Source organism: Oceanobacillus sojae, from assembly GCF_007991515.1.
GTDB lineage: Bacteria > Bacillota > Bacilli > Bacillales > Amphibacillaceae > Oceanobacillus > Oceanobacillus sojae.
On record NZ_BJYM01000021.1, the window covers coordinates 57,677 to 78,701 of the forward strand.

Consider the following 21,025-nt stretch of genomic DNA (forward strand, 5'->3'; position numbering starts at 1 on the left):
AGCTTTACTAGTGAATGAAATACAAGAATGGCTAAACAGCATTTCAAAGAATAAATAGATGAATAGCCGCAAGGGAACCGACACCAAATACACCAAGAAATCCAGATACCAGAACAGTAAATAGATTAATGGGAATATGCAGGCCGATAGCTCCTCCGAACACATTTAAGAAAAACAGCAGCAATGCGCCTATACCTAACCTGATTGTTGCTTTCCCAATATATTTCATAGGCTTCACCGGTGCTCCTACGATAAATAAAAGAATAATTAATCCGATAATGATCCCAATAAATAGTGTTGAACTCATCCCTCTCCCCACTTTCCTTCCATCGCTTTAACATATTTCTATGATTGTCCAACAGCGATTAGAACAGATTTTCAGAGTGGCTGAATCCGTTTGAGAATTTCTAAGATTCATTGGAGATTTTCTTCTGGATTCAGCAAGAGCGGACAATAAAAAGAACCAGGCAGTTTAAAACATACATGATTCTTTCGTAAAAATTATATATTATTTTTAAAACCGATTAGCTTTTACATTGCGAATCCGGGCTTCTCTTAATAGCATCAGATATTTAGATTTCGCTAATAGTTTCTCCTGCATACCATTTCGCGAGGGGTCGATACTTTTTCGTACAAAATCCTGAAGCTGTCTCCATTCCCCTTCAACCTGATATAAAGCATTCAGAAGCTCCTGATCCATATCTTTTTTCTTTAATCTCTTTGCCATACTCTCCACCAAACCCTATTATAAAATGAAATTTCATACTATGAAGCTTTTATTTTTCACTCTCCATAGATGATTAGAAAAAAAGTTAGACGTCTCTTCTTCCTTCTAATGCTTTTGACAATGTCACTTCATCAGCATATTCTAAATCTCCGCCGACAGGCAATCCATGTGCAATACGCGTTGTACGGATTCCAGAAGGTTTTATCAGACGGGAAATATACATTGCTGTTGCTTCTCCCTCAATATTCGGGTTTGTTGCCAGGATAAGCTCTTCTACCTCTTCATCCTTCAGGCGGTTAAGCAAATCCGGTACGTTGATATCCTCCGGTCCAATTCCGTCCATCGGAGAAATAGCTCCATGAAGCACATGATATCTGCCGCGGAATTCTTTCATTTTTTCCATTGCTATAACATCTTTCGGATCCTGGACAACACAAATAATAGACCCATCCCGACTGGTATCCTGACAAATAGCGCAGGGGTCCTGATCCGTAATATGTCCACAAACCGAACAATGGGTAAGATCACGTTTTGCATGAACTAAGGCATTGGCAAAATTCATTACATCATCATCTTTCATATTTAAAACAAAAAAGGCCAAACGTGCTGCCGTCTTTGGACCAATTCCTGGTAATTTGGAGAAGCTGTCCATCAACTTAGTTATCGGCTCTGGATAATACATATTTTCTTACCTCCCTATAAAAACATCACTTTAAGGGAAAAGTAAGGCGCCTTGGCAAAGAAGCCAGACGCCTTACTTTTCAAATTAGAAAGGAATTAGAACATTCCTGGCATATTCAATCCTTTTGTAAATTGTCCCATTGTTGCATTTGTTTTTTCATCAATTTGATTTAAGACATCATTTGTTGCTGCTACAATAAGATCCTGCAGCATTTCGATATCATCTGGATCAACAACCTCTTCTTTAATCTCTACATCAACAATTTCTTTCTTTCCATTTGCACGGACAGTTACCATACCGCCGCCTGCAGTTGCTTCAAAGGACATTTCATGCAATTCGTCCTGTGCCTGCATCATTTTCTTCTGCATTTTCTGCATTTGCTTCATCATGTTATTCATATTTCCCTTCATGGAAAATACCTCCTTTAAATGTATATGTTAATCATGAATTTCTAAAAGATCATCACCAAAGAGCTTTCGTGCCTCGTCTACAAGAGGATCCCCCTCCTGCTCCTTCTGTTCATCAGGCTTTTCCTGCTTTTGGATGTATTCACTGCGCAGGTCATTCCATTCTTTCTCAGGGATCGGAATAATAGTGCGATGCTTATCTAAATTCCCTAATATCGATTCTACCATTTCCCGATGATCAAGGAATAAAGAACAATGAATTTCATATTTAAACGCTACAATAAGTGTATCTGCTGATGCTGCGGCAGGCTTACTGTCCTGAATAGTTGCATGCGCCGGGGCATTCGTTGTTTTTAATTGGCTTAAGAAGTTTGCCCACTGTGCATGCACATCCTTCAGCTCTTTTTTCTCTGCTTTTCCTAGTGTATCACGAATCCGGTCAAATGGAATCTTATATGTGTTTCGTGAATTTCTGGAAGCGGGACGGCGCCTCTCAGCTGCAGGTGCGCTTCCTCCAGCTTCCTGATGCTGCGGCGGTGCTTCTTTTAATTTCGCTATATCCTTCTCCATTGCCTGCAATTTTTGCTGAAGCTTTAGAACAGCATCTGATTGCTCCACAGCTTCAGACTGGATCTGCCCCGCTCCTTGCGTTTTTCCAAATTGATCTGTAATGGATAACAATGCTACCTCAATAAAAATCTTTGGGCTGTTGGACCATTTCATTTCCTGCTGACATTGATTCAATTCAATAATGGAGCGTTGAATCCAGTTATTTGTAATCTGCTTAGCCAATTCTTCAAAGGCTTCATTGACAACAGCCCGCTCTAATAGCTCCCCTAATCCTGACGAGCTTTTATATAAAAGTAAATCACGCATAAAGTATATTAAATCCTGTACAAATTTCCCTGGATCTTTTCCTGTTTGAATCATCTGATCCAATCCGCTGAGTACAGTCTGCACATCCTGCTGTATCATTGCACGTACGATATTGGTGAGAACCTCTTGAGATACGCCGCCAGTTACGGCCAGCACATCCTCCAGCTCTACCTGTTCCTCACTATAGGAGATAGCCTGATCCAGGATACTTAATGCATCACGCATACCGCCTTCTGCTGCTAATGCAACGGACTCTAAAGCTTCATCCGTAACAGAAATATTCTCGGCGTTCATGATTTTCTGCATTCTTTCCACAATTGCCTGATTGGAAATTGGTTTAAAATCAAAACGCTGGCAACGGGAAATAATCGTTAATGGTATTTTATGCGGTTCAGTTGTTGCAAGGATAAATACAACGTGTTTCGGCGGTTCTTCCAATGTTTTCAGAAGCGCGTTAAAGGCATTGACAGATATCATATGCACTTCATCAATGATATACACTTTGTAAGGTACAGAGCTCGGTGCATACTTCACTTTATCCCGGATATCACGAATATCATCGACACTTGTATTCGATGCCGCATCAATTTCAATGACATCGGAAATAGAGCCATCCTGAATACCTCTGCATGCCGCACACTCATTGCATGGCTCTTTTACGGGTGCATGCTCACAATTAATCGTTTGTGCAAAAATCTTTGCAGCACTTGTTTTCCCTGTCCCTCTTGGACCAGAGAATAAATAAGCATGTGAGAATTTATCTTGTGTAATGGCATTTTGTAATGTTCTCGTGATATGCTGCTGTCCTACAACATCTTCAAATGTTCTTGGGCGCCAGACGCGGTATAAAGCTTGATAACTCATGATTTCGATTCCCCTTATGTGTCTCGTTTCTATTATACCCGATTAGTGGCCTGGATGAAAACCTTAGAAATAGATTATCTGGAAGTAATTTATGTTTAAATAATTATTAAAAAAATTGAATTTTAGAGAATTCCTTCATAAAGAATAAAGAAGCTTTATCGAAATTATAGAACTAACGTTCCCATTATGGTATAATACACTATGATATACACAGTAAAAAGTTTAACGGTGGAAGGTAGCATCTCCTATATGGAAGGAGGTGATGCCTATGGCTACTTTTGACGCCCTGTCTTTAATGATCAGCTTTGGCATGCTTATTATTGCCATTCTTTCATTTCACGACAAAGACCAAAAGTAAAACCACCCTTAGCTTGCCGGCAAATAGGGTGGCTTCATTCGTCACTTTAAAACAGCCTTCCCTCTCTGATGGAGAGAAATAACTGTGTGTATTGTCAGGGTAGTATGCTCATACATACTGCCCTTTTCAATATTATATACTATGCGTTTATATAAGTACGTATTCAAAAAGTCCGATAAATAGGACCAAGAAGTCCAAGGCGACTAGCTTTTTCCGACGGACTTCCGCAGGATGTGGTGGCTTCTGTGTTGTCCACAGGACGTGGGCGTTCTTAGTAGAAGATCCTCTCATTGCCGTGTCATCTTTATTGGATTTTTTGAATATCCTCTATAAGAAATTATATCATATACCCTGTTTCTAGTACAATTTAACCTGTAAAAAGAACAACGTACAATTAACGATGCTTATATAAGCCTGCATATATCATTACTTTTTCGGGTAAGCACGCTTATATTGTCTTGCTGGTTCTATTGTATCTCCCAGCTGCTCACTTGCCCGGATTGCCCAATAAGGGTCTTTTAGCATGCCACGTCCAATTGCAACTAAATCAGCATCACCATTTCCGATAACAGATTCCGCTAATAGAGGATCTTCTAAAATACCGACAGCGATGACAGGTATATTCAGCTCTTCCTTAAATCTACGTGCAAATGGAACCTGATAGCCAGGGTGTATTGCTGGTTTTTGTTTTCCTGGAGGAGCCTCCCCGCCACTGGAAATATGGAACATATCAATGCCCGCTGCTTTATATTTTTTCGCAATTTCCAAAGCATGATCTATATCATAGCCGTCATCCATGTATTCAACAGCAGATATACGCATTAATAATGGCATATCCTCGGGAATAACTGCTTTGACAGCTCGAATAATCTGCGCTCCAAATAAAGATAATTCCTGATATTCGTCCTCTCTCTGATTAATACCTGGAGAATGAAATTGATGGATTAAGTAGCCGTGTGCACCATGTAATTCAATTGTATCGAATCCGGCCTCGACCGCTCGTTTTGCTGCATCTTGAAATTGTTGAACCGTTTCCCGAACTTCTTCTGTAGTTAAAGCACGGGGCATTTTATCGTCTTTTGTAGCAGGGATTGCAGATGGAGCAACCGGCGGGTTCGCATCCTCTGCCTTTCTTCCCGCATGGGCAATTTGAATACCTATTTTTGCACCGTTCTTGTGAACAGCATCGACGATTTTTTTATAGGCTGGAATTTGTTCGTCTGACCACAGGCCAAGATCATTATCTGTAATACGTCCATCTGGATCGACATCCGTCATCTCAACTAAGATTAGACCGGCTCCTCCTACTGCCCGTGATGTGTAGTGTACAAAATGCCAGTCATTTGGAATTCCGTCTTTGGCATCAACGGAGTATTGGCACATTGGCGCCATAACAACTTTATTTTTCAAGGTTAAATTTTTCAATGTAAATGGTTGTGTTAATTGAGCCATTCTTGCACCTCGCTTATAAATTTTTAAGTAATTCATAGCATATGCTTTGTTATTATTTAGTGCAAATAATCTGTTTTGCCTTCCATATTTTAAAAAGCAGCTAAAACTTCTACGTTCGCAGGATAAGGCTTTTTTTTTGCACAAAAAAAGAACTGCATTTTTACAGTTCTTTTTTCAATATGTAGCGTGCACCTGCTTTCGATGAAATGACCATATGCGCTACATAAGTTCATGGCTCAGCCCAGGCTTCCCCGCGGCACACAAGAAAAACCACTTACTGCTGCTTCCTTCCGGATCTGACAGGGTTCATGGGTTCCTGTTGCGCAGGACCAGGACGTCAACACCAATCCCTTAAGTCAGACCATACAGTCATCTCACCTCGAGCAGGGATTCGGCCTCGCTATAGCGGATTGCGAGTACAGGGCACCGCTACCTCCCCGCTTAGCACGTAATTAATATTATATCTTCCTCAGGAAGAAATTGCAACGATATTTGTCCCATTATCGGCATCCATATTATTCTTCCGATGCAGAATCCTTCTCATTCTTTTTCTGACGCAGTTCTTTAAAAAAATTTTTTAAGATCATACTGCACTGCTGTTCAAGAACTCCTGATGCTACATCAACCTGATGATTAAAACGCGGCTCTTTTAATAAATTCATTAATGTTCCGGCACAGCCTGCCTTTGGATCACTTGCTCCGTAGACCACACGTTTAATTCTTGACTGTACAATCGCTCCGGCACACATTGGGCACGGCTCTAAGGTAACATACAAGGTACAATCCTCTAATCTCCAGCTCCCTACTGCCTGATTAGCTTCCTGAATAGCAAGCAGTTCTGCATGGGTTAGTGTTGTTTGTATCGATTCCCGCAAATTAAATCCTTTTCCAATAATTTCTCCATCCTTGACAATTACAGCACCAATTGGTACTTCGTTTAATATCCAGGCCCGGCGTGCCTCTTGAATAGCTGCTGCCATATATAATTCATCTTGACTTACTGACATTTCTTCTGTCATTTTTATCACATCACTTTATTATCGTTTTAATTATAGCTGCAAGAGGGAATACTAAATTAACCTATCTTTCTAAAGGAGACATCCAATAACCATGAAAATTGAAAATACAGCACTTGTCTTCGTTGACGTAATTAATGATTTTAAATTTGACGGCGGCGATAATCTTCATGCTTATACAGAAGACATGCTTCCAAATCTGATAAAGCTCCGTAATTTTGCCAAGGAAAAATCTATTCCCGTTATCTATGTTAATGACCATTACGGCTTATGGCAAGCAGACTTCCATAAAATTATCGACTTTTGTAAAAATGAAAAAAGCGAGGAAATCATTGAAAAAATCAAACCGGATGATGACGATTATTTTCTAATTAAACCACAACACTCCGCTTTTTTTCAAACACCTTTACATGCACTCTTAACAGAATTAAACCGGTCGCATATTATTTTAGCAGGCATTGCCGGCGATATTTGCATCCTGTTTACTGCAAAGGATGCCTATATGTATAAATTAAGTCTTTCGATTCCTAAAAACTGCATTGCTTCTGAGGAAAATGAAAATAATAATTATGCACTTTATCTGATGGAGTCTGTAATGGATGCAGATATCTCACCAGTTTAGCATATAACTCTTTCCCCCTTCATATGTATAGTATGTAAGAAGCAATCTGAAGGGGGTATTACTTTGCAGATATACGTCGTTGAACAGGGCGATACACTGGAGCAAATTGCAGATACATATGGTTCTTCCGTTCAAGATATAGTCAATGCAAATGAATTAAATGCGCCAAGCCAATTAGTTATCGGGCAAGCACTTGTCATTCCGATTGTCGGTCAATTTTACTTTGTTCAGCCTGGCGATACGCTTTCCTCCATTGCCGCCCGGTTTGACATCGGTGTGGAAGAATTGGCAACGATTAACGGCTTGAATTCAAATCAGATTATCTATCCCGGATTTCGATTATATATTCCGCTGGCTCCAAAAGAACCGATTACCTCAAATGCTTATGTCGAACCAATGGGAGAAGAGGTTTCCCAAACCCTAGAAACCGCAGCAAGCAACTATACGCCTTTTTTAACATATCTCAGTTTATTTAGTTATCGGGTTAATCGGGACGGTACACTTGCAGCTCCACCAACAGGAAATCTCATTACCTCCGCAAGGAATAATGGTGCTTCTATTGCGATGGTGGTGACCAATCTAGAAGAAGGAGCATTCAGCTCAGAGGTCGGACATATTATTTTAACGGTGCAGGCTGTTCAAAATACACTATTAGATGAAATTATTAATATCGCTACAGAACAAGGTTTTCGTGATGTACACTTTGATTTTGAATTTCTATTGCCAGAAGACCGCGAGGCTTATAATACTTTTTTACGTACAGCAAAGGACCGCCTCTCACAAGCAGGACTGCAGATTTCAACAGCACTTGCTCCAAAAACAAGTTCAGAGCAGGCTGGACAATGGTATGAAGCACATGATTACAGAGCACACGGGGAGATTGTAGATTTTGTGGTGTTAATGACCTATGAATGGGGGTATAGCTATGGCCCGCCAATGGCTGTTTCTCCCTTGAATTCTGTCCGTGACGTGGTTGAATATGCTGTCTCAGAAATCCCGTCAGAGAAAATTATGCTTGGTCAAAATCTATATGGATATGATTGGACACTTCCTTTTGTGGAAGGCGGAGAAGCTGCTAGAGCGGTTAGCCCGCAACAGGCAGTCAATATCGCCTGGGAGAATAATGTCGCCATTCAATATGATACCACCGCTCAGGCGCCTTACTTTATGTATGCTGATGAATCAGGCCAAGAGCATGAGGTTTGGTTTGAGGATGCCCGTTCTATTCAGGCAAAATTTGATTTAATCAGGGAATTTCAGCTATTAGGTATTTCATATTGGAAATTAGGGCTGGCTTTCCCGCAAAACTGGCTGCTTTTAAATAATGAATTTGATATTCGGAAATTGGATGAATAATAAAAGGGGGTGCTTCAAATTTTAGAAGCACCTCCTTTTTCTATAATTAATTAACCAAGTACCTTCACTGATTCACGATTAAATGCTGGAAGATCATCCGGCGTACGGCTTGTTACTAATTGATTTTGGCAAACAACGACCTCTTCATCTTTGAACTTCGCACCTGCGTTTACAAGGTCTACTTGAATAGATTTAAAACCTGTTGCTCCGCGGCCATCAAGTGTTTTTGCAGTAATAAGAAGCTGTGGTCCATGACAAATTGCCATAACCGGCTTTTTCTCATCCATAAAGTGTTTTGCAAATGCTACAAAGCGATCGTCTGCACGTAATATATCTGGAGAGAAACCGCCAGGAATAAGCAAAGCATCAAAGTCTTCCGGTTTCACATCATCAATACCTTTATCGATTGTTACTTTTGTATCTTCTGATTTACCGGTTACCGTGTTTCCTTGTTCCTTTTCAATAGTAACCAGCTCATGACCAGCTTCTTCCAATGCTTTCTTAGGGCTTGTATATTCAACGTCTTCAAATAAGTCTGTAATAACTGTTGCGATTTTTTTACCCATGAATCATTCACTCCTTTAATAATGGTTACATCCTATATCTTCCCAAATAGAATTTATTTAAAACATAAAAGAATTTATATTCATTCCGTGAATTTTCCTTTAGGATTTATCTGTTATAAATCTCTGTCTCAAACAATATAGGTTAATCTGCCTTATCCCAATTAATATTTATCCTCCGAATGCTTTGGTATGAATATTCTCCTGGTTAAGGAATTCTTCTATTTTTTTCTGTTCTCTTCCATTGACTGTACCACTTTCATCAATGATTGATTCCATATCTATATCAGAAAAATTTCCTTCACTAATATTATCTGTCAAGTCATTGAGTGCTTCATCTAATTTATAAAGATATTGATGAGAGGCTGTAATATATTGGCTAATTCTTTCAGACTCTTCCTGATAACCTTCTGGCAAAGTATTATGTAAGATATAATTAGAAAAATTATCATCATTTTCTTTTATCAAGCTGTTAATTTTATTAAATTTCTCTAATTCAATTTCATTTAATTCCTGATCATCATCTATTAATTCCTCAAATGGATAGCTGGCATTTTCTAATTCTTCACTGATATCGAGATATGTTTTTATACTTTGTTTCACCTCTTCTTTATCAATTACGTGATTGTTTTTTTCAGAGATAAAAATGAGTGTCAGGAATCTCTATATTTTCCACTGAAATAACGTCATTCTCTGTCATATCCGTATTTTCTTCTTGAGAACATGCACTTAATAATAAAATAATCAAAAGGCTGTAAATGATTTTTCTCATATTAATTTTCCCTTCTTAATAGATGATATTCCATTATACTTTTATTTTTATCTTATACCTATTCCTAAATCTGTCAATTATGTTATATAAAGTAATTATTAATAAAATAATATTTTTATATAAATTTCCATATTTGAGAGTAGAGAATATTAAATATCGCCACTATAGTCAGCAAATGAATCACCTTTAATTCACTTCATCAGATTCTTTTATCTGCTACAATTCTTAAGTAAACTACTACGGCATAAAAAAGCGGCTTCCCGCTCACAACAATGCGGAAAGTCGCTTTTTATTTCAGGTAAGATTTATCTTTAACCTATCACTTTATTTTAAATACTGCACATTATTCCTCTAGTGTCGACGTATCACCTGTCGGCAGCCCTAATTCCCATGATTTTAACAGACGGCGCATAATCTTTCCGCTCCGTGTTTTTGGAATAGAGTCTTTCACTTCAATTTCTCGCGGTGCCGCATGTGCACTTAATTCTTTTTTAACAAATTGACGGATTTCTTCTAAAAGCTCATTACTTTTTTCGTAGCCTGGATTTAAGGTAATAAACGCTTTAATAATTTCTCCACGCTCAGGATCCGGTTTACCGATAACTCCTGCCTCTGCAACAGCCGGATGCTCAATCAGCTTGCTCTCTACCTCGAATGGCCCAACTCGTTCACCAGATGTATTAATGACATCATCCAGACGGCCCTGGAACCAGAAATAGCCGTCCTCATCCCGATAAGCGCTGTCCCCGGATACATACCATCCGTTAATAAAATAGCTCTCATATTTTCCTTTATTATTCCAAACCTCACGCATCATAGATGGCCAGCCTGCTTTAATTGCTAAATTACCCATTTGATTTGGAGGAATTTCATTTCCTTCGTTATCAACAATAGAGGCCTCTACGCCAGGGATTGGTTTTCCCATGGAGCCTGGTCTGATTTCTAATGCCGGGATATTTACAATAACCTGGGCACCTGTCTCAGTCATCCACCATGTATCATGAATGCGCAAATCAAATGCTTTTAATCCCCAAGTAATAACCTCCGGATTTAGCGGCTCTCCAACACTTAAAATATGACGCAGCGCAGACAGGTCGTATTCTCTGACCTTCTCCTCGCCGTAACTTACAAGCATACGTAATGCTGTCGGTGCAGTATACCATACAGTAACATGATTATCCTGTAATGTTTTATACCAGTCATCCGGAGAGAAACGCCCGCCGCGAATAACATTCGTTACCCCATGCAGCCATGGAGCAAAAATACCGTAGCTCGTTCCTGTTACCCAGCCCGGGTCTGCAGTACACCAGTATATATCGTCCTCTTTTAAATCCAATACCCATTCTCCTGTTGCATAATGCTGAATCATAGCATTATGCACATGCAGAATCCCTTTTGGTTTTCCTGTTGAACCAGATGTATAATGGAGCAGCATGCCGTCCTCTTTATCCACCCATACAATATCAAAATCAGTGGACGCACTCTTCATTTCTGCATGAAAATCTATATACTGATCTCCTTCTTCCTCATGCTCACCGACTAATACGATTTTCTCTAAATTCGGTAATTTGTCCTGAGGTATACGATAGAGCAAATCTGGAGTTGTAATTAAAACACGTGCCTCACTGTTTTCCAGCCGGTCTCCTACTGCCTGCTCCATAAATGCCTCAAATAATGGTCCTGCAATAGCTCCAATTTTTAAAATACCAAAAAATGCTGTATAGAACTCGGGACTTCTTGGCATAAAAAGAAAAACACGATCCCCTTTTTGCACATCGTATTTTTTAAGTACGTTTGCAAATTGATTACTCTGTAAGCGAAGCTGATCAAAGCTCATCTTTTCTTCGCGGGCGGGATCTGAATATAGCAATGCGATCTTATCCTTCTTATCAGGATTATCAGCATGTTTATCAAGAGCCTCATATGCCATATTTACTTTTCCTGTTTCATACCAGGAAAAGTTCTTTTCTACATCTTCCCAAGAAAAATCATTTCGGAAATCCTCATAGTTTTTTAAATTATGCTTCCCTTCACGGGCCGGTATTGCTTGCATATCCATCTAATCACCTCATCCAATTAAATTGAAAACGATTACAAATAGAATTAAAAAAAGGGTTCAAATATTTTGTTAACTGATTCTATTTTAGAACATTCTGTGACATTTTTAAAGAGTTTGTTTCTAATTTTACAAAATAAAGGAGATGTTCACGTGATAAACACCTTTCGGACGCAGGGTTCCAGGAATTTTTAATAAAAACCGGTAAGACGAATCCTACCGGTTTAATGAGTTATGCTTTTTTCTCTTTTCGTCTTTCCCTCTCTGATAATATATATGCACATGCTGCATCTCCTGAAGTATTCAGAGCTGTTCTCAGCATATCAAGGATTCGGTCGATACCAATAATTAATGCAATACCTTCAACAGGCAGACCAACTTGCTTTAGAACCATTGCCAGCATAATTAAGCCGACACCTGGCACACCTGCTGTGCCGACACTTGCCAGAGTAGCAACAAGAACAACCATTAATAAATCAACCATCGTAAGAGGCAAATCATATACCTGTGAAATAAACACAGTCGCAACAGCCTGCATAATCGCTGTACCATCCATATTAATGGTTGCTCCCAGCGGTTGAACAAAGCTGCTGATTTCTTTCTTAACACCCAGATTCTCCTGGGCTGTTTTCATAGCTACAGGCAGTGCCGCATTGGAACTGGATGTACTGAAAGCAACTGTCATCGCCGGGAAGAAGCCTTTAAAGAATTTAATTGGATTCCCTCGTCCCAATAACCAGATAGCTAGTGAATAAATAATTAAAGCATGCAGGAACAGCGCTCCAATAACGGTTAACATATAACTTAGCATCGAACCGACTGCATCCAGTCCGGCACCTCCGATTGCTGATACGATTAACGCAAACGCACCATAAGGAGCAAATCGCATAACTAACATGACGAGCCAGTTTAAAATTTCATTTGCCTGTTCAAATAAATTATAAATACCTTTAGTTTTATCATTTAAATACGCCAGAGCAATTCCTATAAACACAGCAAATGCAATAATCTGCAGCATATCTCCAGACGACATTGCAGCTATTGGATTCTCAGGAATGATATTAATCAGCGTCTCCATAATGGGAGGCGCTTCACCTGGCGTATAATCACCAACATTCGATGTATCAAAAATTCCAGCTTTACCTGGTTTAACAGCATAACCTAACGCTAACCCAATACTGATAGCAATCGCAGTGGTTGTTAAAAAGAAAGTGATCGTGAAAACACCAATTTTCCCTAACTTCGCGGGATCGCCTAATCCTGCTGTTCCCAAAACAATAGAAACAAACACCAGCGGTACAACCAGCATCATAATAAGGTTTAAAAATATTTGTCCAATTGGATCCAACACATATTTATCCAAAGGTCCAAAAAAACTCTCGGGAGCAAATGTTAGAGCAATACCAACAACTGCACCAGCAATTAAAGCAATTAATATTCTTTTCGTTAATTTTTTAGAATCCATATACCTTCTTCCTTTCACTATGTTGAGGCTTAAAAAAATATCCATCTGAAAAATAAAAATTTATTGAGGCTTCCGAATGTTGCAATTCACCTTGATTTAAGGTCATTTATACTCTTAATAAATTCATAAATTTCATTGGATATAAAACATAGACTTATTGGATTTTTCTTTCTTTGTAGTTGAGGCGACTACATTTATACAGGGATTATTTCAATTTGTAGAATAGGTAGAATAAATTCTACCATAAATGACAGGTTTTTGAATAGTATTTTTTGAAATAATACATTATTTACCATGTCCCTGCTAGTTTTAAAGAATGTACCCCGATTATTATCTTATAAAACACTGCCGCATTTTCATCCAATAAAAAACTACCCCCTTTTATCAGGAGATAGAACCTAAATTACTTATTATATTAGGAAAAAATTCAGTCAGATTGAGAGATTTTTCTTTGAGGAAATAGCTTTGCGGTGCTCTTTATTACATAACTATAATTTAAGCTCTTTGAGGTATCGATATTGTCTAGGGTGTATAAAATCTCTTAATTTCATCGTTTCTTTTATTTAACCAGCTTTATTTTATAAAAGCTCTTTGCATTTATTTAATGCCTCATTTAACTCCTTATCAAACAACATTTTCACATCAATTTCCAGTGCCTCCGCTATTTTTTCCAAGGTATCTACATCTATCTTTGTTTTCCCTTTAGAAATGTTTGTATACCATGCGGGAGTCTTAGAGCATTTTTTTGCAATTTGTGTCTTTGTTACTTGTTTTTGTTGTCTAATAAACTCAATTTTCTCATGAATTTCCACTAAATCACTCCATCCATCATTTAGTTCTTTCTACTTAAATTATAATTAAGCGTTTTGCATAAGTCAATATATTAATATAGTAAAATTTGCATTTCGCTTAAAAATACTATTATTTTTATTAAAAATGGTATTATCTCTATAATGAGGTGGATACAATGAAAATTCTTTCCCAAAGATTAAGAGAAGCACGAGAAAAAGCTGGATTAAAACAAATTGAAGCATCTAAGCTTCTGGGAATTTCAAACGGTACTTTATCTGGTTATGAAAGAGAATATCGTGATCCTGATACAGACACTTTACATAAAATGGCTGAATTATATAGTGTTTCTGTAGATTGGCTTCTTGGTAAATCTATGTATCCCTCACCGAAAAGTACTTCCCAGCCTGAGCCGATGTCTGAACAGGATACACTAATGTTCAGTAATTGGAAACGCATGACAGAAGACGAGAAACAAGAAGCTTTACATGTGATACAATATATTTTATATAAAAAGAAAATGGATAATAGAAATGATGATAAAAAAGAATAGTAGTTATATTCTCAATAAGGTATATGGGTAATCTTTATTGTCACAAGCTCATTGCATTCCAGTTTTATTTGTGTCCTGAGACTACCATCAAAAACGTTATTTAGTAAGAAATCTTATACTCTCTTATCTGCCAAAACAGGTGTACTTGCTGCACCTTTATTTTTAACACCAAAAAAGAACATACATTCCCACCAAAACAAATAGCAATGCTTTGGTCATGAATTATGTCACTACTTTTTCAATGAAGGAGATCAGCGTTTTATGAACTCTCTCTTTGTTGAATTGCAGGAAAATCAAGCCAACCACTTTGGCTATCATTTCTGTATTCCAACCTTTATGCTTAACCAGTTTCTCATTAGAAGTGTCTATGATATTCAACAGCATTTCCCAGTCAGCTTTCCCTTCGCACTTCATAAACTGGGAGTGCACCGTAATAAACAGATTTCTCTGTATGAGCCGCCTGCTTATTATCTGGCAGGGTAATTTCCGTTTCGATAAGCCATAGTAAATTTTATTAAAATAAAAAACAGCCCTTATTTCCTGAACAAGAAAACAAGAGCTGCTCTCTTAAAAGAAGTTTAATAACGCAATTCCTCCAATTATCATAATAACAGCAATAATTCTCCTCTGATCAATTGGATATTTCGGGAGGTTAAACATACCAAAATGATCAATTAACAACCCCATTATTATTTGCCCTAAGATGGTAGACATCATCGTCAGTGTAACGCCCAGATGAGGCATTAAGCTAATATTCGATGCAATGTATGCAGCCCCGAGCAGACCGCCGGCAAAATGCCAGGGCTTCAATTTAAAATTACCAGAGGTACGTGTTAATTTTACCCCTTTACTAAGGATTATTGACAGAATAAATAGCACAATGGTACCTACGATAAAGGATATAAAAGCTGCGTAAATAAATGAATCTACTTCATATCGTAATTCGCTATTGATAGCTGTTTGCATCGGCGGCATCATTCCGGTAAATAAACCGAACACGATCCATAAACGGGAATAGTTTTGAGAGCCGCCCGGCTTCTTTTTGGCATTCATATAAATAATTCCGATGATTAAAAGGACCGCACCAATAATATGCATAACATGTAATGGTTTTACCTCTGCGCCGAACCAGCCGAATGTATCAATTAAAATTCCAATCACCATTTGTCCAGTGACTGCCGCAATAACAGTTAATGCTGCGCCGATTCTGGGTAATAAAATAATATTACCTGTTAGAAAGATTACCCCAAGCACACCGCCGGCAAACCAGACGTAAGACAAAGATTGTGATGCGAAAAACGATATCGTAAATTTGCCGGGATCCATAATGAAATTAATGATAAATAAAATAATACTCCCTGATAAAAAAGAGTAAAAGGAGGTAGGAAAAATAGCTTTGGTAAATAAATTCAGGCGGTTATTTACCGCTGTCTGCATAGGAATCATCATCCCTGCGATAATCCCTAAGACGATTAATATGTACAAAAAAGAAACCTTCTTTCTCAGAAAACGTAATGTATTTATTTTAGCAAAGTTATCAAGGAAAACAATATTCCTGCTTTTTTCAGATAAGCTTGTGAACTACCCACCACTGACGAAATGGACCAAGCTAACCCTCTTGTCCCAAAAGTTTATATGATAATAGATAGTAGATTAGGAAATTCCTAATAGATGTATGCCTTCGTTCTTGATATTGATTGCTGCATTATAATCTCTATCCATATTTAGACCACAACTGCATAGATAAGTACGTTCTGATAAGGTTATTTCTTTTACCAAACTACATGATGAGCACATCTTTGTCGATGGAAACCATTTATCTATCTTGATCAGTTGTTTCCCTTGCTCTTTTAGTTTGTACTGTAAGAAAAAAGTGAACATACCCCAGCCGTTATCCATGACACTCTTTCCAAATTGAAGAGCTTGTGACATTCCTTTCATGTTTAAGTCCTCCATAATTATTGCGTCAAACTTTGTTACAAGTACTTTTGATTTATGCTGCAAAAAATTCTTTCGTTGATTGGCGACTTTCTCCCCGATTTTAGCTAATCGAATACGCTGTTTATTCCAATTAGAGGAACCTTTCTCTTTACGAGAGAGTTTACGTTGTTCGATTGCTAATTTTTCAAGCATTTGTCGATAGAAACGTGGATAATTGGCTTTCTTACCTGTTTCGCTATCGACAAATAGCCCATCCATCGCAAAATCTAATCCTGCAACCTGGTGAACTTCTTTGCTTTTTATCTCGTTTTCATATTCCGTCAAAATAGAAATATTTAAATGAAGCTATGCATTTGCTAAAGCTAAAGAATCCACTTCTTTTAGCCACTCAAATTCTTTCTTATATTTTGCTGGTGTGGGGTTTTCCCTCCGCTTGGAGCCTTCTTTATCTTTCTGGAATGTTTCATAGCTATTCATTCGCTCTGCCAACATTTGATTATAGACAAAACGTACACATCCGAACGTTTTACGAACCAAAGAAGCCTGTTCCTCTGTCGGATAAATTCAAAATTTATATGCTTTTTGTTGTTTGGGCATAACAACTACCTCTAACGGAACTTTTGTTCCAAACACACCATAACAAAAACTTTTTGGCTATCACCAACCGAAATTCATCTCCCCTTATCGTTGCATGGAAGCCTTTCTTACGCTTGAAGAGGGGACTTCTTTCGGAAAAACGTTAAATTTGAACATTTTAAGAACTTTCGTTGTTTGTGAATAATTTCACTTGTTTTATATTTCAAAAGCGTTATAATGAAATTAAGATAATGTGAAATATTTCACATGTTGAATTATTAAGAGGAGGGGTTTTGCTATGAAAGTAGCAGATGAAATGGTGAAAAGAGTTCCTTGGGATGGTTTCCTTGATGGTAATTGGCAGAAAGAAATCGATGTGCGTGATTTTATATCACAGAATTATAGCTTATATGAAGGAAACGAATCCTTCCTGGCAGGACCGACTCAGGCAACTAAAGATTTGTGGGACCAAGTCATGCAATTAACCAAAGAGGAACGGGAAAATGGCGGCGTTTATGATTTAGATACAAAGATCGTATCAACGATTACTTCCCATAATGCAGGCTATCTGAATAAGCCACTTGAAAAAATAGTCGGTGTTCAGACTGATGAGCCTTTCAAACGTGCTTTAATGCCATTTGGAGGTATCCGTATGGCAGTAGCTGCTGCAGAATCCTATGGATATAAGGTGGATGATGAAGTTGTTCATACCTTTACGGAACATCGTAAAACGCATAACCAGGGAGTCTTTGACGCCTATACACCCGAAATCTTAAAAGCAAGAAAAGCAGGAATTATCACCGGTCTCCCGGATGCATATGGTCGCGGGCGTATTATTGGAGATTACCGCAGAGTTGCCTTATATGGTGTTGATCGTTTAATCGAAGAAAAGAAAAAAGATCTTAGCCTGATCGGTAATGGAACAATGACAGAGGATGTTATTCGTGACCGCGAAGAAACTTCAGAACAAATTCGTTCACTGCAGGACTTGAAAAAACTCGGAGAAAAATATGAATTTGACCTTTCAAAGCCTGCAGCAACTGCTCAGGAAGCCTTCCAATGGCTCTATTTAGCATATTTAGCTGCAATTAAAGAACAAAACGGTGCAGCAATGAGCCTTGGCCGTGTTTCTACATTCTTAGATATTTATATAGATAGAGATATTAAAAATGGGGTTATGACAGAGGAAGAAGCACAAGAACTTGTCGATCATTTTGTGATGAAGCTGCGTCTCGTTAAATTCGCAAGAACACCAGATTACAACGAATTATTCAGCGGAGACCCAACTTGGGTAACAGAATCATTGGCAGGGATAGCAGAAGATGGACGTCCACTTGTAACAAAGAGTTCCTACCGTTTTCTGCATACGCTAGATAATTTAGGACCAGCACCTGAACCAAACTTAACAGTTCTATGGTCAAAAAAATTGCCTGAAAACTATAAAAAATATTGTGCTAAAATGTCCATTAAAACAAGCTCCATTCAATATGAAAATGACGATATCATGCGTCCGATTTACGGAGATGATTATGGGATTGCCTGCTGTGTATCTGCCATGCGCATCGGTAAACAAATGCAATTCTTCGGTGCCCGGGCCAACTTAGCGAAAGCACTTCTTTATGCAATCAATGGCGGGGTCGATGAAAATCTGAAAATGCAGGTAGCTCCAAACTATGCACCAATTACGTCAGAATATCTGGATTATGACGAGGTGATAGAAAAATATGATACACTCTTAGACTGGTTATCCGGGTTATATGTCAACGCATTAAACGTTATCCATTATATGCATGACAAATACAGCTATGAACGTCTGGAAATGGCACTGCATGACCATGAAGTATTACGGACAATGGCCTGCGGTGTTGCAGGATTGTCTGTGATTGCCGACTCCTTAAGTGCCATTAAATATGCCAAAGTAAAAACTATTCGCGATGAAGATGGCCTTGTCGTTGATTATGAAATTGAAGGAGATTATCCTAAATACGGTAATAATGATGAACGCGTCGATGAGATTGCAGTCAATTTAGTGAAGAACTTTATGAATAAAATTAAAAAACATCATATGTATCGCAATGCTGTACCAACGCAGTCTATTCTGACTATTACTTCCAATGTTGTTTACGGGAAGAAAACAGGAAATACACCAGATGGACGAAAAGCAGGAGAACCTTTTGCACCAGGAGCAAATCCATTACATGGCCGCGATAAAAACGGCTCCTTAGCTTCTTTAAGCTCTGTTGCAAAATTACCATATAAGTATGCGATGGATGGTATCTCCAACACATTCTCCATCGTACCGAAAGCATTAGGTAAAGATGAAGAAACAAGAACAACAAACTTAGCCGGCATTCTTGACGGTTACGCAGAAAAACAGGGGCATCATCTAAACATCAATGTATTTGATCGTGAAACCTTATTAGATGCGATGGAGCACCCGGAAGAATATCCGCAGCTGACCATTCGTGTCTCGGGATATGCGGTAAACTTTATTAAACTGACAAGAGAGCAACAAATTGATGTGATAAATCGGACCTTCCATGAAAGCCTGTAAGGTCCTGTAAGAAAATGATTATCAAGCGCTCATAAAATTATCAGAGCGGTTGATGAAGAATTATTTTAAGCAATAAAGCGGGGAGGAAGAGCATCATGAAAGAAGGAAGAATTCACTCAATCGAAACGTGTGGAACGGTAGATGGGCCGGGGCTGCGGTACGTTATATTTACCCAGGGCTGCCTATTACGCTGCAAATTTTGTCACAATCCCGATACTTGGAAAATGGGGGCAGGAAAGAAAATGTCTGTACAAGAGCTTGTAAAAGACATTAAAGATTATCTCCCATTTTTCCAGGCTACGAATGGAGGAGTGACTGTAAGCGGCGGAGAGCCTTTGCTTCAGGTTGAATTTTTACTCGAACTATTTACCGAACTGAAAAAATTAGGCGTACACACAACCATTGATACTTCTGCCGGGTGCTTTAACCGCTCTCCTCACTTTATAGAGAATTTAGATAAAGTACTAGAATTAACCGATTTAGTATTATTAGATTTAAAGCATATTAATTCTGTAGAGCACAAAGAACTCACAGGTCTTTCAAATGAACACATTCTGGATATGGCCAATTATTTAGACCAAAAAAACGTTCCCGTCTGGATCCGGCACGTACTGGTACCTGGCGGCAGTGATAACGATGAATACTTGCAAGAACTATCAGACTTTATTGCTACATTAAATAATGTCGAAAAAATAGAAGTCTTGCCTTATCATAAATTAGGTGTTTATAAATGGGAAAATCTTGGATTAGATTATCCGCTCGAGGGTGTAGAACCGCCGGCAGAGGATCGGGTGAGAAATGCGGAGAATATTTTAAATCGGGTGAAAGTGATATAACAGCGGGAACTTCCTTGCTCGATATTGCTCTTTATATAGATGAAAGGAGCCGTTCACACAAAAAAAAGCGGCTCCTTTCACTATATATTTTTTTATAAATCAATACCTTATCGATGCTGCAGCCAAAAAAATTGCTAAAATAGAAATTAATCTTTTAAGAAATAAATTTCTATCTCTAAATCCTCTCCAGCCGCGTTTCCCTCGTTATCTAGTGGTGCATCTATCAGCAGGGTTGATTGTTCAACTTCTTGCGCAGTGGATTCTTCTAAAATAAATGGGAATTGACGCAGGAAAGGAGCTCTTTCTTGACTACGGGTACATTTTAACATTTCCATCTCTCTTTCATCATCAGGTACTTTAAATGTATCTGATAATGATCCATTCACTGTTTCAGCAGAGTCGATTATAATTGTAACCGGTCCTGTTTCATATGTGCCGATATCATTAGCTTCTTTATATCTTATAAAATTCGCCTATAGTATGTAAGCGTGTTGGATGTTCTGTAATTAGATCAGACTCTTCTTTCTTTTCACTGCAACTTACCAGAATAAACGGTATAG

21 protein-coding genes, 1 other RNA gene and 2 pseudogenes are annotated in these 21,025 nt (G+C 38.3%); 7 read left to right on the forward strand and 17 right to left on the reverse strand.

The genetic code is table 11. The features are described from left to right. Nucleotides 1-43: 43 nt before the first annotated feature. The 5 genes from OSO01_RS20085 to dnaX all read right to left on the reverse strand — a co-directional run bounded on the left by OSO01_RS20085 (nucleotide 44) and on the right by dnaX (nucleotide 3,556). On the reverse strand, nucleotides 44-307 hold the full coding sequence (locus tag OSO01_RS20085; RefSeq protein WP_147212253.1) for a pro-sigmaK processing inhibitor BofA family protein: 264 nt from the start codon (nucleotides 305-307) through the stop codon (nucleotides 44-46). Nucleotides 308-514: 207 nt separating this feature from the next. Next, nucleotides 515-727: a YaaL family protein gene (locus OSO01_RS20090; RefSeq protein WP_147212254.1), complete on the reverse strand. Its 213-nt coding sequence runs from the start codon at nucleotides 725-727 to the stop codon at nucleotides 515-517. Between the two features lie 85 nt (nucleotides 728-812). Next, nucleotides 813-1,409, reverse strand: coding sequence for a recombination mediator RecR (gene recR / locus OSO01_RS20095; RefSeq protein ID WP_147212255.1), 597 nt, complete (start codon nucleotides 1,407-1,409; stop codon nucleotides 813-815). A gap of 95 nt (nucleotides 1,410-1,504) precedes the next feature. Continuing rightward, nucleotides 1,505-1,819, reverse strand: a complete 315-nt coding sequence (locus OSO01_RS20100; protein ID WP_147212256.1) for a YbaB/EbfC family nucleoid-associated protein — start codon at nucleotides 1,817-1,819, stop codon at nucleotides 1,505-1,507. Between the two features lie 27 nt (nucleotides 1,820-1,846). After that, on the reverse strand, nucleotides 1,847-3,556 hold the full coding sequence (gene dnaX, locus OSO01_RS20105) for a DNA polymerase III subunit gamma/tau (RefSeq protein WP_147212257.1): 1,710 nt from the start codon (nucleotides 3,554-3,556) through the stop codon (nucleotides 1,847-1,849). Between the two features lie 268 nt (nucleotides 3,557-3,824). Here dnaX and OSO01_RS23590 point away from each other — a divergent pair, with 268 nt between their 5' ends. After that, nucleotides 3,825-3,914 carry a putative holin-like toxin gene (locus OSO01_RS23590; protein ID WP_222595752.1) on the forward strand — a complete coding sequence of 30 codons (90 nt, stop codon included), beginning with the start codon at nucleotides 3,825-3,827 and terminating at the stop codon, nucleotides 3,912-3,914. A 426-nt stretch (nucleotides 3,915-4,340) separates the two neighbouring features. On the opposite strand, the gene OSO01_RS20110 is transcribed toward OSO01_RS23590, so the two are convergent. From OSO01_RS20110 to tadA, 3 genes are all read right to left on the reverse strand, one after another. Continuing rightward, nucleotides 4,341-5,366 (reverse strand): NADH:flavin oxidoreductase/NADH oxidase, encoded by a 1,026-nt coding sequence (locus OSO01_RS20110; protein WP_147212258.1) that lies wholly within the window; start codon nucleotides 5,364-5,366, stop codon nucleotides 4,341-4,343. Nucleotides 5,367-5,550: 184 nt separating this feature from the next. Beyond that, nucleotides 5,551-5,816: signal recognition particle sRNA large type (gene ffs, locus OSO01_RS20115), an RNA gene on the reverse strand. A gap of 65 nt (nucleotides 5,817-5,881) precedes the next feature. Then, nucleotides 5,882-6,385 (reverse strand): tRNA adenosine(34) deaminase TadA, encoded by a 504-nt coding sequence (tadA, locus tag OSO01_RS20120; RefSeq protein ID WP_186813718.1) that lies wholly within the window; start codon nucleotides 6,383-6,385, stop codon nucleotides 5,882-5,884. 91 nt (nucleotides 6,386-6,476) lie between these two features. Between tadA and OSO01_RS20125 the strand changes: the two genes are divergently transcribed. Both OSO01_RS20125 and OSO01_RS20130 read left to right on the forward strand, forming a co-directional pair. Then, a complete protein-coding gene (locus tag OSO01_RS20125) occupies nucleotides 6,477-7,004 on the forward strand; it encodes a cysteine hydrolase family protein (protein ID WP_147212259.1) in 528 nt (175 codons plus the stop codon). Between the two features lie 63 nt (nucleotides 7,005-7,067). Continuing rightward, nucleotides 7,068-8,360 (forward strand): glycoside hydrolase family 18 protein, encoded by a 1,293-nt coding sequence (locus OSO01_RS20130; RefSeq protein ID WP_147212260.1) that lies wholly within the window; start codon nucleotides 7,068-7,070, stop codon nucleotides 8,358-8,360. 50 nt (nucleotides 8,361-8,410) lie between these two features. Here the strand turns inward: OSO01_RS20130 and OSO01_RS20135 are convergent, their stop codons facing one another. The 6 genes from OSO01_RS20135 to OSO01_RS20155 form a co-directional block, all read right to left on the reverse strand. After that, on the reverse strand, nucleotides 8,411-8,926 hold the full coding sequence (locus OSO01_RS20135) for a type 1 glutamine amidotransferase domain-containing protein (protein ID WP_147212261.1): 516 nt from the start codon (nucleotides 8,924-8,926) through the stop codon (nucleotides 8,411-8,413). 168 nt (nucleotides 8,927-9,094) lie between these two features. Further along, nucleotides 9,095-9,526, reverse strand: coding sequence for an NDxxF motif lipoprotein (locus OSO01_RS20140; RefSeq protein WP_246145254.1), 432 nt, complete (start codon nucleotides 9,524-9,526; stop codon nucleotides 9,095-9,097). A 31-nt stretch (nucleotides 9,527-9,557) separates the two neighbouring features. Beyond that, on the reverse strand, nucleotides 9,558-9,695 hold the full coding sequence (locus OSO01_RS23805; protein WP_246145255.1) for a lipoprotein: 138 nt from the start codon (nucleotides 9,693-9,695) through the stop codon (nucleotides 9,558-9,560). Nucleotides 9,696-10,038: 343 nt separating this feature from the next. Next, nucleotides 10,039-11,754: an acetate--CoA ligase gene (gene acsA / locus OSO01_RS20145; protein ID WP_147212262.1), complete on the reverse strand. Its 1,716-nt coding sequence runs from the start codon at nucleotides 11,752-11,754 to the stop codon at nucleotides 10,039-10,041. A 229-nt stretch (nucleotides 11,755-11,983) separates the two neighbouring features. Further along, on the reverse strand, nucleotides 11,984-13,216 hold the full coding sequence (locus OSO01_RS20150) for a dicarboxylate/amino acid:cation symporter (protein WP_147212263.1): 1,233 nt from the start codon (nucleotides 13,214-13,216) through the stop codon (nucleotides 11,984-11,986). A 578-nt stretch (nucleotides 13,217-13,794) separates the two neighbouring features. Then, entirely contained in the window at nucleotides 13,795-14,028 is a 234-nt protein-coding gene (locus OSO01_RS20155) for a helix-turn-helix domain-containing protein (protein ID WP_147212264.1), read from the reverse strand. 155 nt (nucleotides 14,029-14,183) lie between these two features. On the opposite strand from OSO01_RS20155, the gene OSO01_RS23970 reads away from it, so the two are divergent. Continuing rightward, complete coding sequence (locus OSO01_RS23970) at nucleotides 14,184-14,558, forward strand: helix-turn-helix domain-containing protein (protein ID WP_147212265.1); 375 nt, start codon at nucleotides 14,184-14,186, stop codon at nucleotides 14,556-14,558. Between the two features lie 225 nt (nucleotides 14,559-14,783). Beyond that, a pseudogene (locus OSO01_RS20165) lies at nucleotides 14,784-15,041 on the forward strand (ImmA/IrrE family metallo-endopeptidase); the annotation flags it as partial. A gap of 84 nt (nucleotides 15,042-15,125) precedes the next feature. Here OSO01_RS20165 and OSO01_RS20170 read toward each other — a convergent pair. Together OSO01_RS20170 and OSO01_RS20175 are read right to left on the reverse strand one after the other, a co-directional pair. Then, nucleotides 15,126-16,043 (reverse strand): DMT family transporter, encoded by a 918-nt coding sequence (locus tag OSO01_RS20170; protein WP_147212267.1) that lies wholly within the window; start codon nucleotides 16,041-16,043, stop codon nucleotides 15,126-15,128. Between the two features lie 168 nt (nucleotides 16,044-16,211). Then, nucleotides 16,212-17,063, reverse strand: a pseudogene (locus OSO01_RS20175) (RNA-guided endonuclease InsQ/TnpB family protein). Nucleotides 17,064-17,373: 310 nt separating this feature from the next. Between OSO01_RS20175 and pflB the strand changes: the two are divergent. Next, nucleotides 17,374-19,629, forward strand: a complete 2,256-nt coding sequence (gene pflB / locus OSO01_RS20180; protein ID WP_147212268.1) for a formate C-acetyltransferase — start codon at nucleotides 17,374-17,376, stop codon at nucleotides 19,627-19,629. A gap of 95 nt (nucleotides 19,630-19,724) precedes the next feature. Further along, the gene (gene pflA / locus OSO01_RS20185) at nucleotides 19,725-20,465 is read left to right on the forward strand and encodes a pyruvate formate-lyase-activating protein (RefSeq protein ID WP_147212269.1); all 741 of its coding nucleotides are present in this window, start codon (nucleotides 19,725-19,727) and stop codon (nucleotides 20,463-20,465) included. Between the two features lie 146 nt (nucleotides 20,466-20,611). Here pflA and OSO01_RS20190 read toward each other — a convergent pair whose 3' ends face one another. Continuing rightward, nucleotides 20,612-20,794 (reverse strand): hypothetical protein, encoded by a 183-nt coding sequence (locus tag OSO01_RS20190; RefSeq protein WP_156988831.1) that lies wholly within the window; start codon nucleotides 20,792-20,794, stop codon nucleotides 20,612-20,614. Between the last annotated feature and the right edge of the window lie 231 nt (nucleotides 20,795-21,025).

Excerpts from the sequence above, each read along its gene's own strand:
- OSO01_RS20110 (WP_147212258.1), bottom strand. The coding sequence starts at position 5,366 with ATGGCTCAATTAACACAACCATTTACATTGAAAAATTTAACCTTGAAA.
- OSO01_RS20085 (WP_147212253.1), bottom strand. The coding sequence starts at position 307 with ATGAGTTCAACACTATTTATTGGGATCATTATCGGATTAATTATTCTT.
- OSO01_RS20150 (WP_147212263.1), bottom strand. The coding sequence starts at position 13,216 with ATGGATTCTAAAAAATTAACGAAAAGAATATTAATTGCTTTAATTGCT.
- OSO01_RS23970 (WP_147212265.1), top strand. The coding sequence starts at position 14,184 with ATGAAAATTCTTTCCCAAAGATTAAGAGAAGCACGAGAAAAAGCTGGA.
- acsA (WP_147212262.1), bottom strand. The coding sequence starts at position 11,754 with ATGGATATGCAAGCAATACCGGCCCGTGAAGGGAAGCATAATTTAAAA.
- pflB (WP_147212268.1), top strand. The coding sequence starts at position 17,374 with ATGAAAGTAGCAGATGAAATGGTGAAAAGAGTTCCTTGGGATGGTTTC.
- OSO01_RS20135 (WP_147212261.1), bottom strand. The coding sequence starts at position 8,926 with ATGGGTAAAAAAATCGCAACAGTTATTACAGACTTATTTGAAGACGTT.
- OSO01_RS20090 (WP_147212254.1), bottom strand. The coding sequence starts at position 727 with ATGGCAAAGAGATTAAAGAAAAAAGATATGGATCAGGAGCTTCTGAAT.
- OSO01_RS23590 (WP_222595752.1), top strand. The coding sequence starts at position 3,825 with ATGGCTACTTTTGACGCCCTGTCTTTAATGATCAGCTTTGGCATGCTT.
- OSO01_RS20190 (WP_156988831.1), bottom strand. The coding sequence starts at position 20,794 with ATGTTAAAATGTACCCGTAGTCAAGAAAGAGCTCCTTTCCTGCGTCAA.
- recR (WP_147212255.1), bottom strand. The coding sequence starts at position 1,409 with ATGTATTATCCAGAGCCGATAACTAAGTTGATGGACAGCTTCTCCAAA.
- OSO01_RS20125 (WP_147212259.1), top strand. The coding sequence starts at position 6,477 with ATGAAAATTGAAAATACAGCACTTGTCTTCGTTGACGTAATTAATGAT.
- OSO01_RS23805 (WP_246145255.1), bottom strand. The coding sequence starts at position 9,695 with ATGAGAAAAATCATTTACAGCCTTTTGATTATTTTATTATTAAGTGCA.
- tadA (WP_186813718.1), bottom strand. The coding sequence starts at position 6,385 with ATGACAGAAGAAATGTCAGTAAGTCAAGATGAATTATATATGGCAGCA.
- dnaX (WP_147212257.1), bottom strand. The coding sequence starts at position 3,556 with ATGAGTTATCAAGCTTTATACCGCGTCTGGCGCCCAAGAACATTTGAA.
- OSO01_RS20100 (WP_147212256.1), bottom strand. The coding sequence starts at position 1,819 with ATGAAGGGAAATATGAATAACATGATGAAGCAAATGCAGAAAATGCAG.
- pflA (WP_147212269.1), top strand. The coding sequence starts at position 19,725 with ATGAAAGAAGGAAGAATTCACTCAATCGAAACGTGTGGAACGGTAGAT.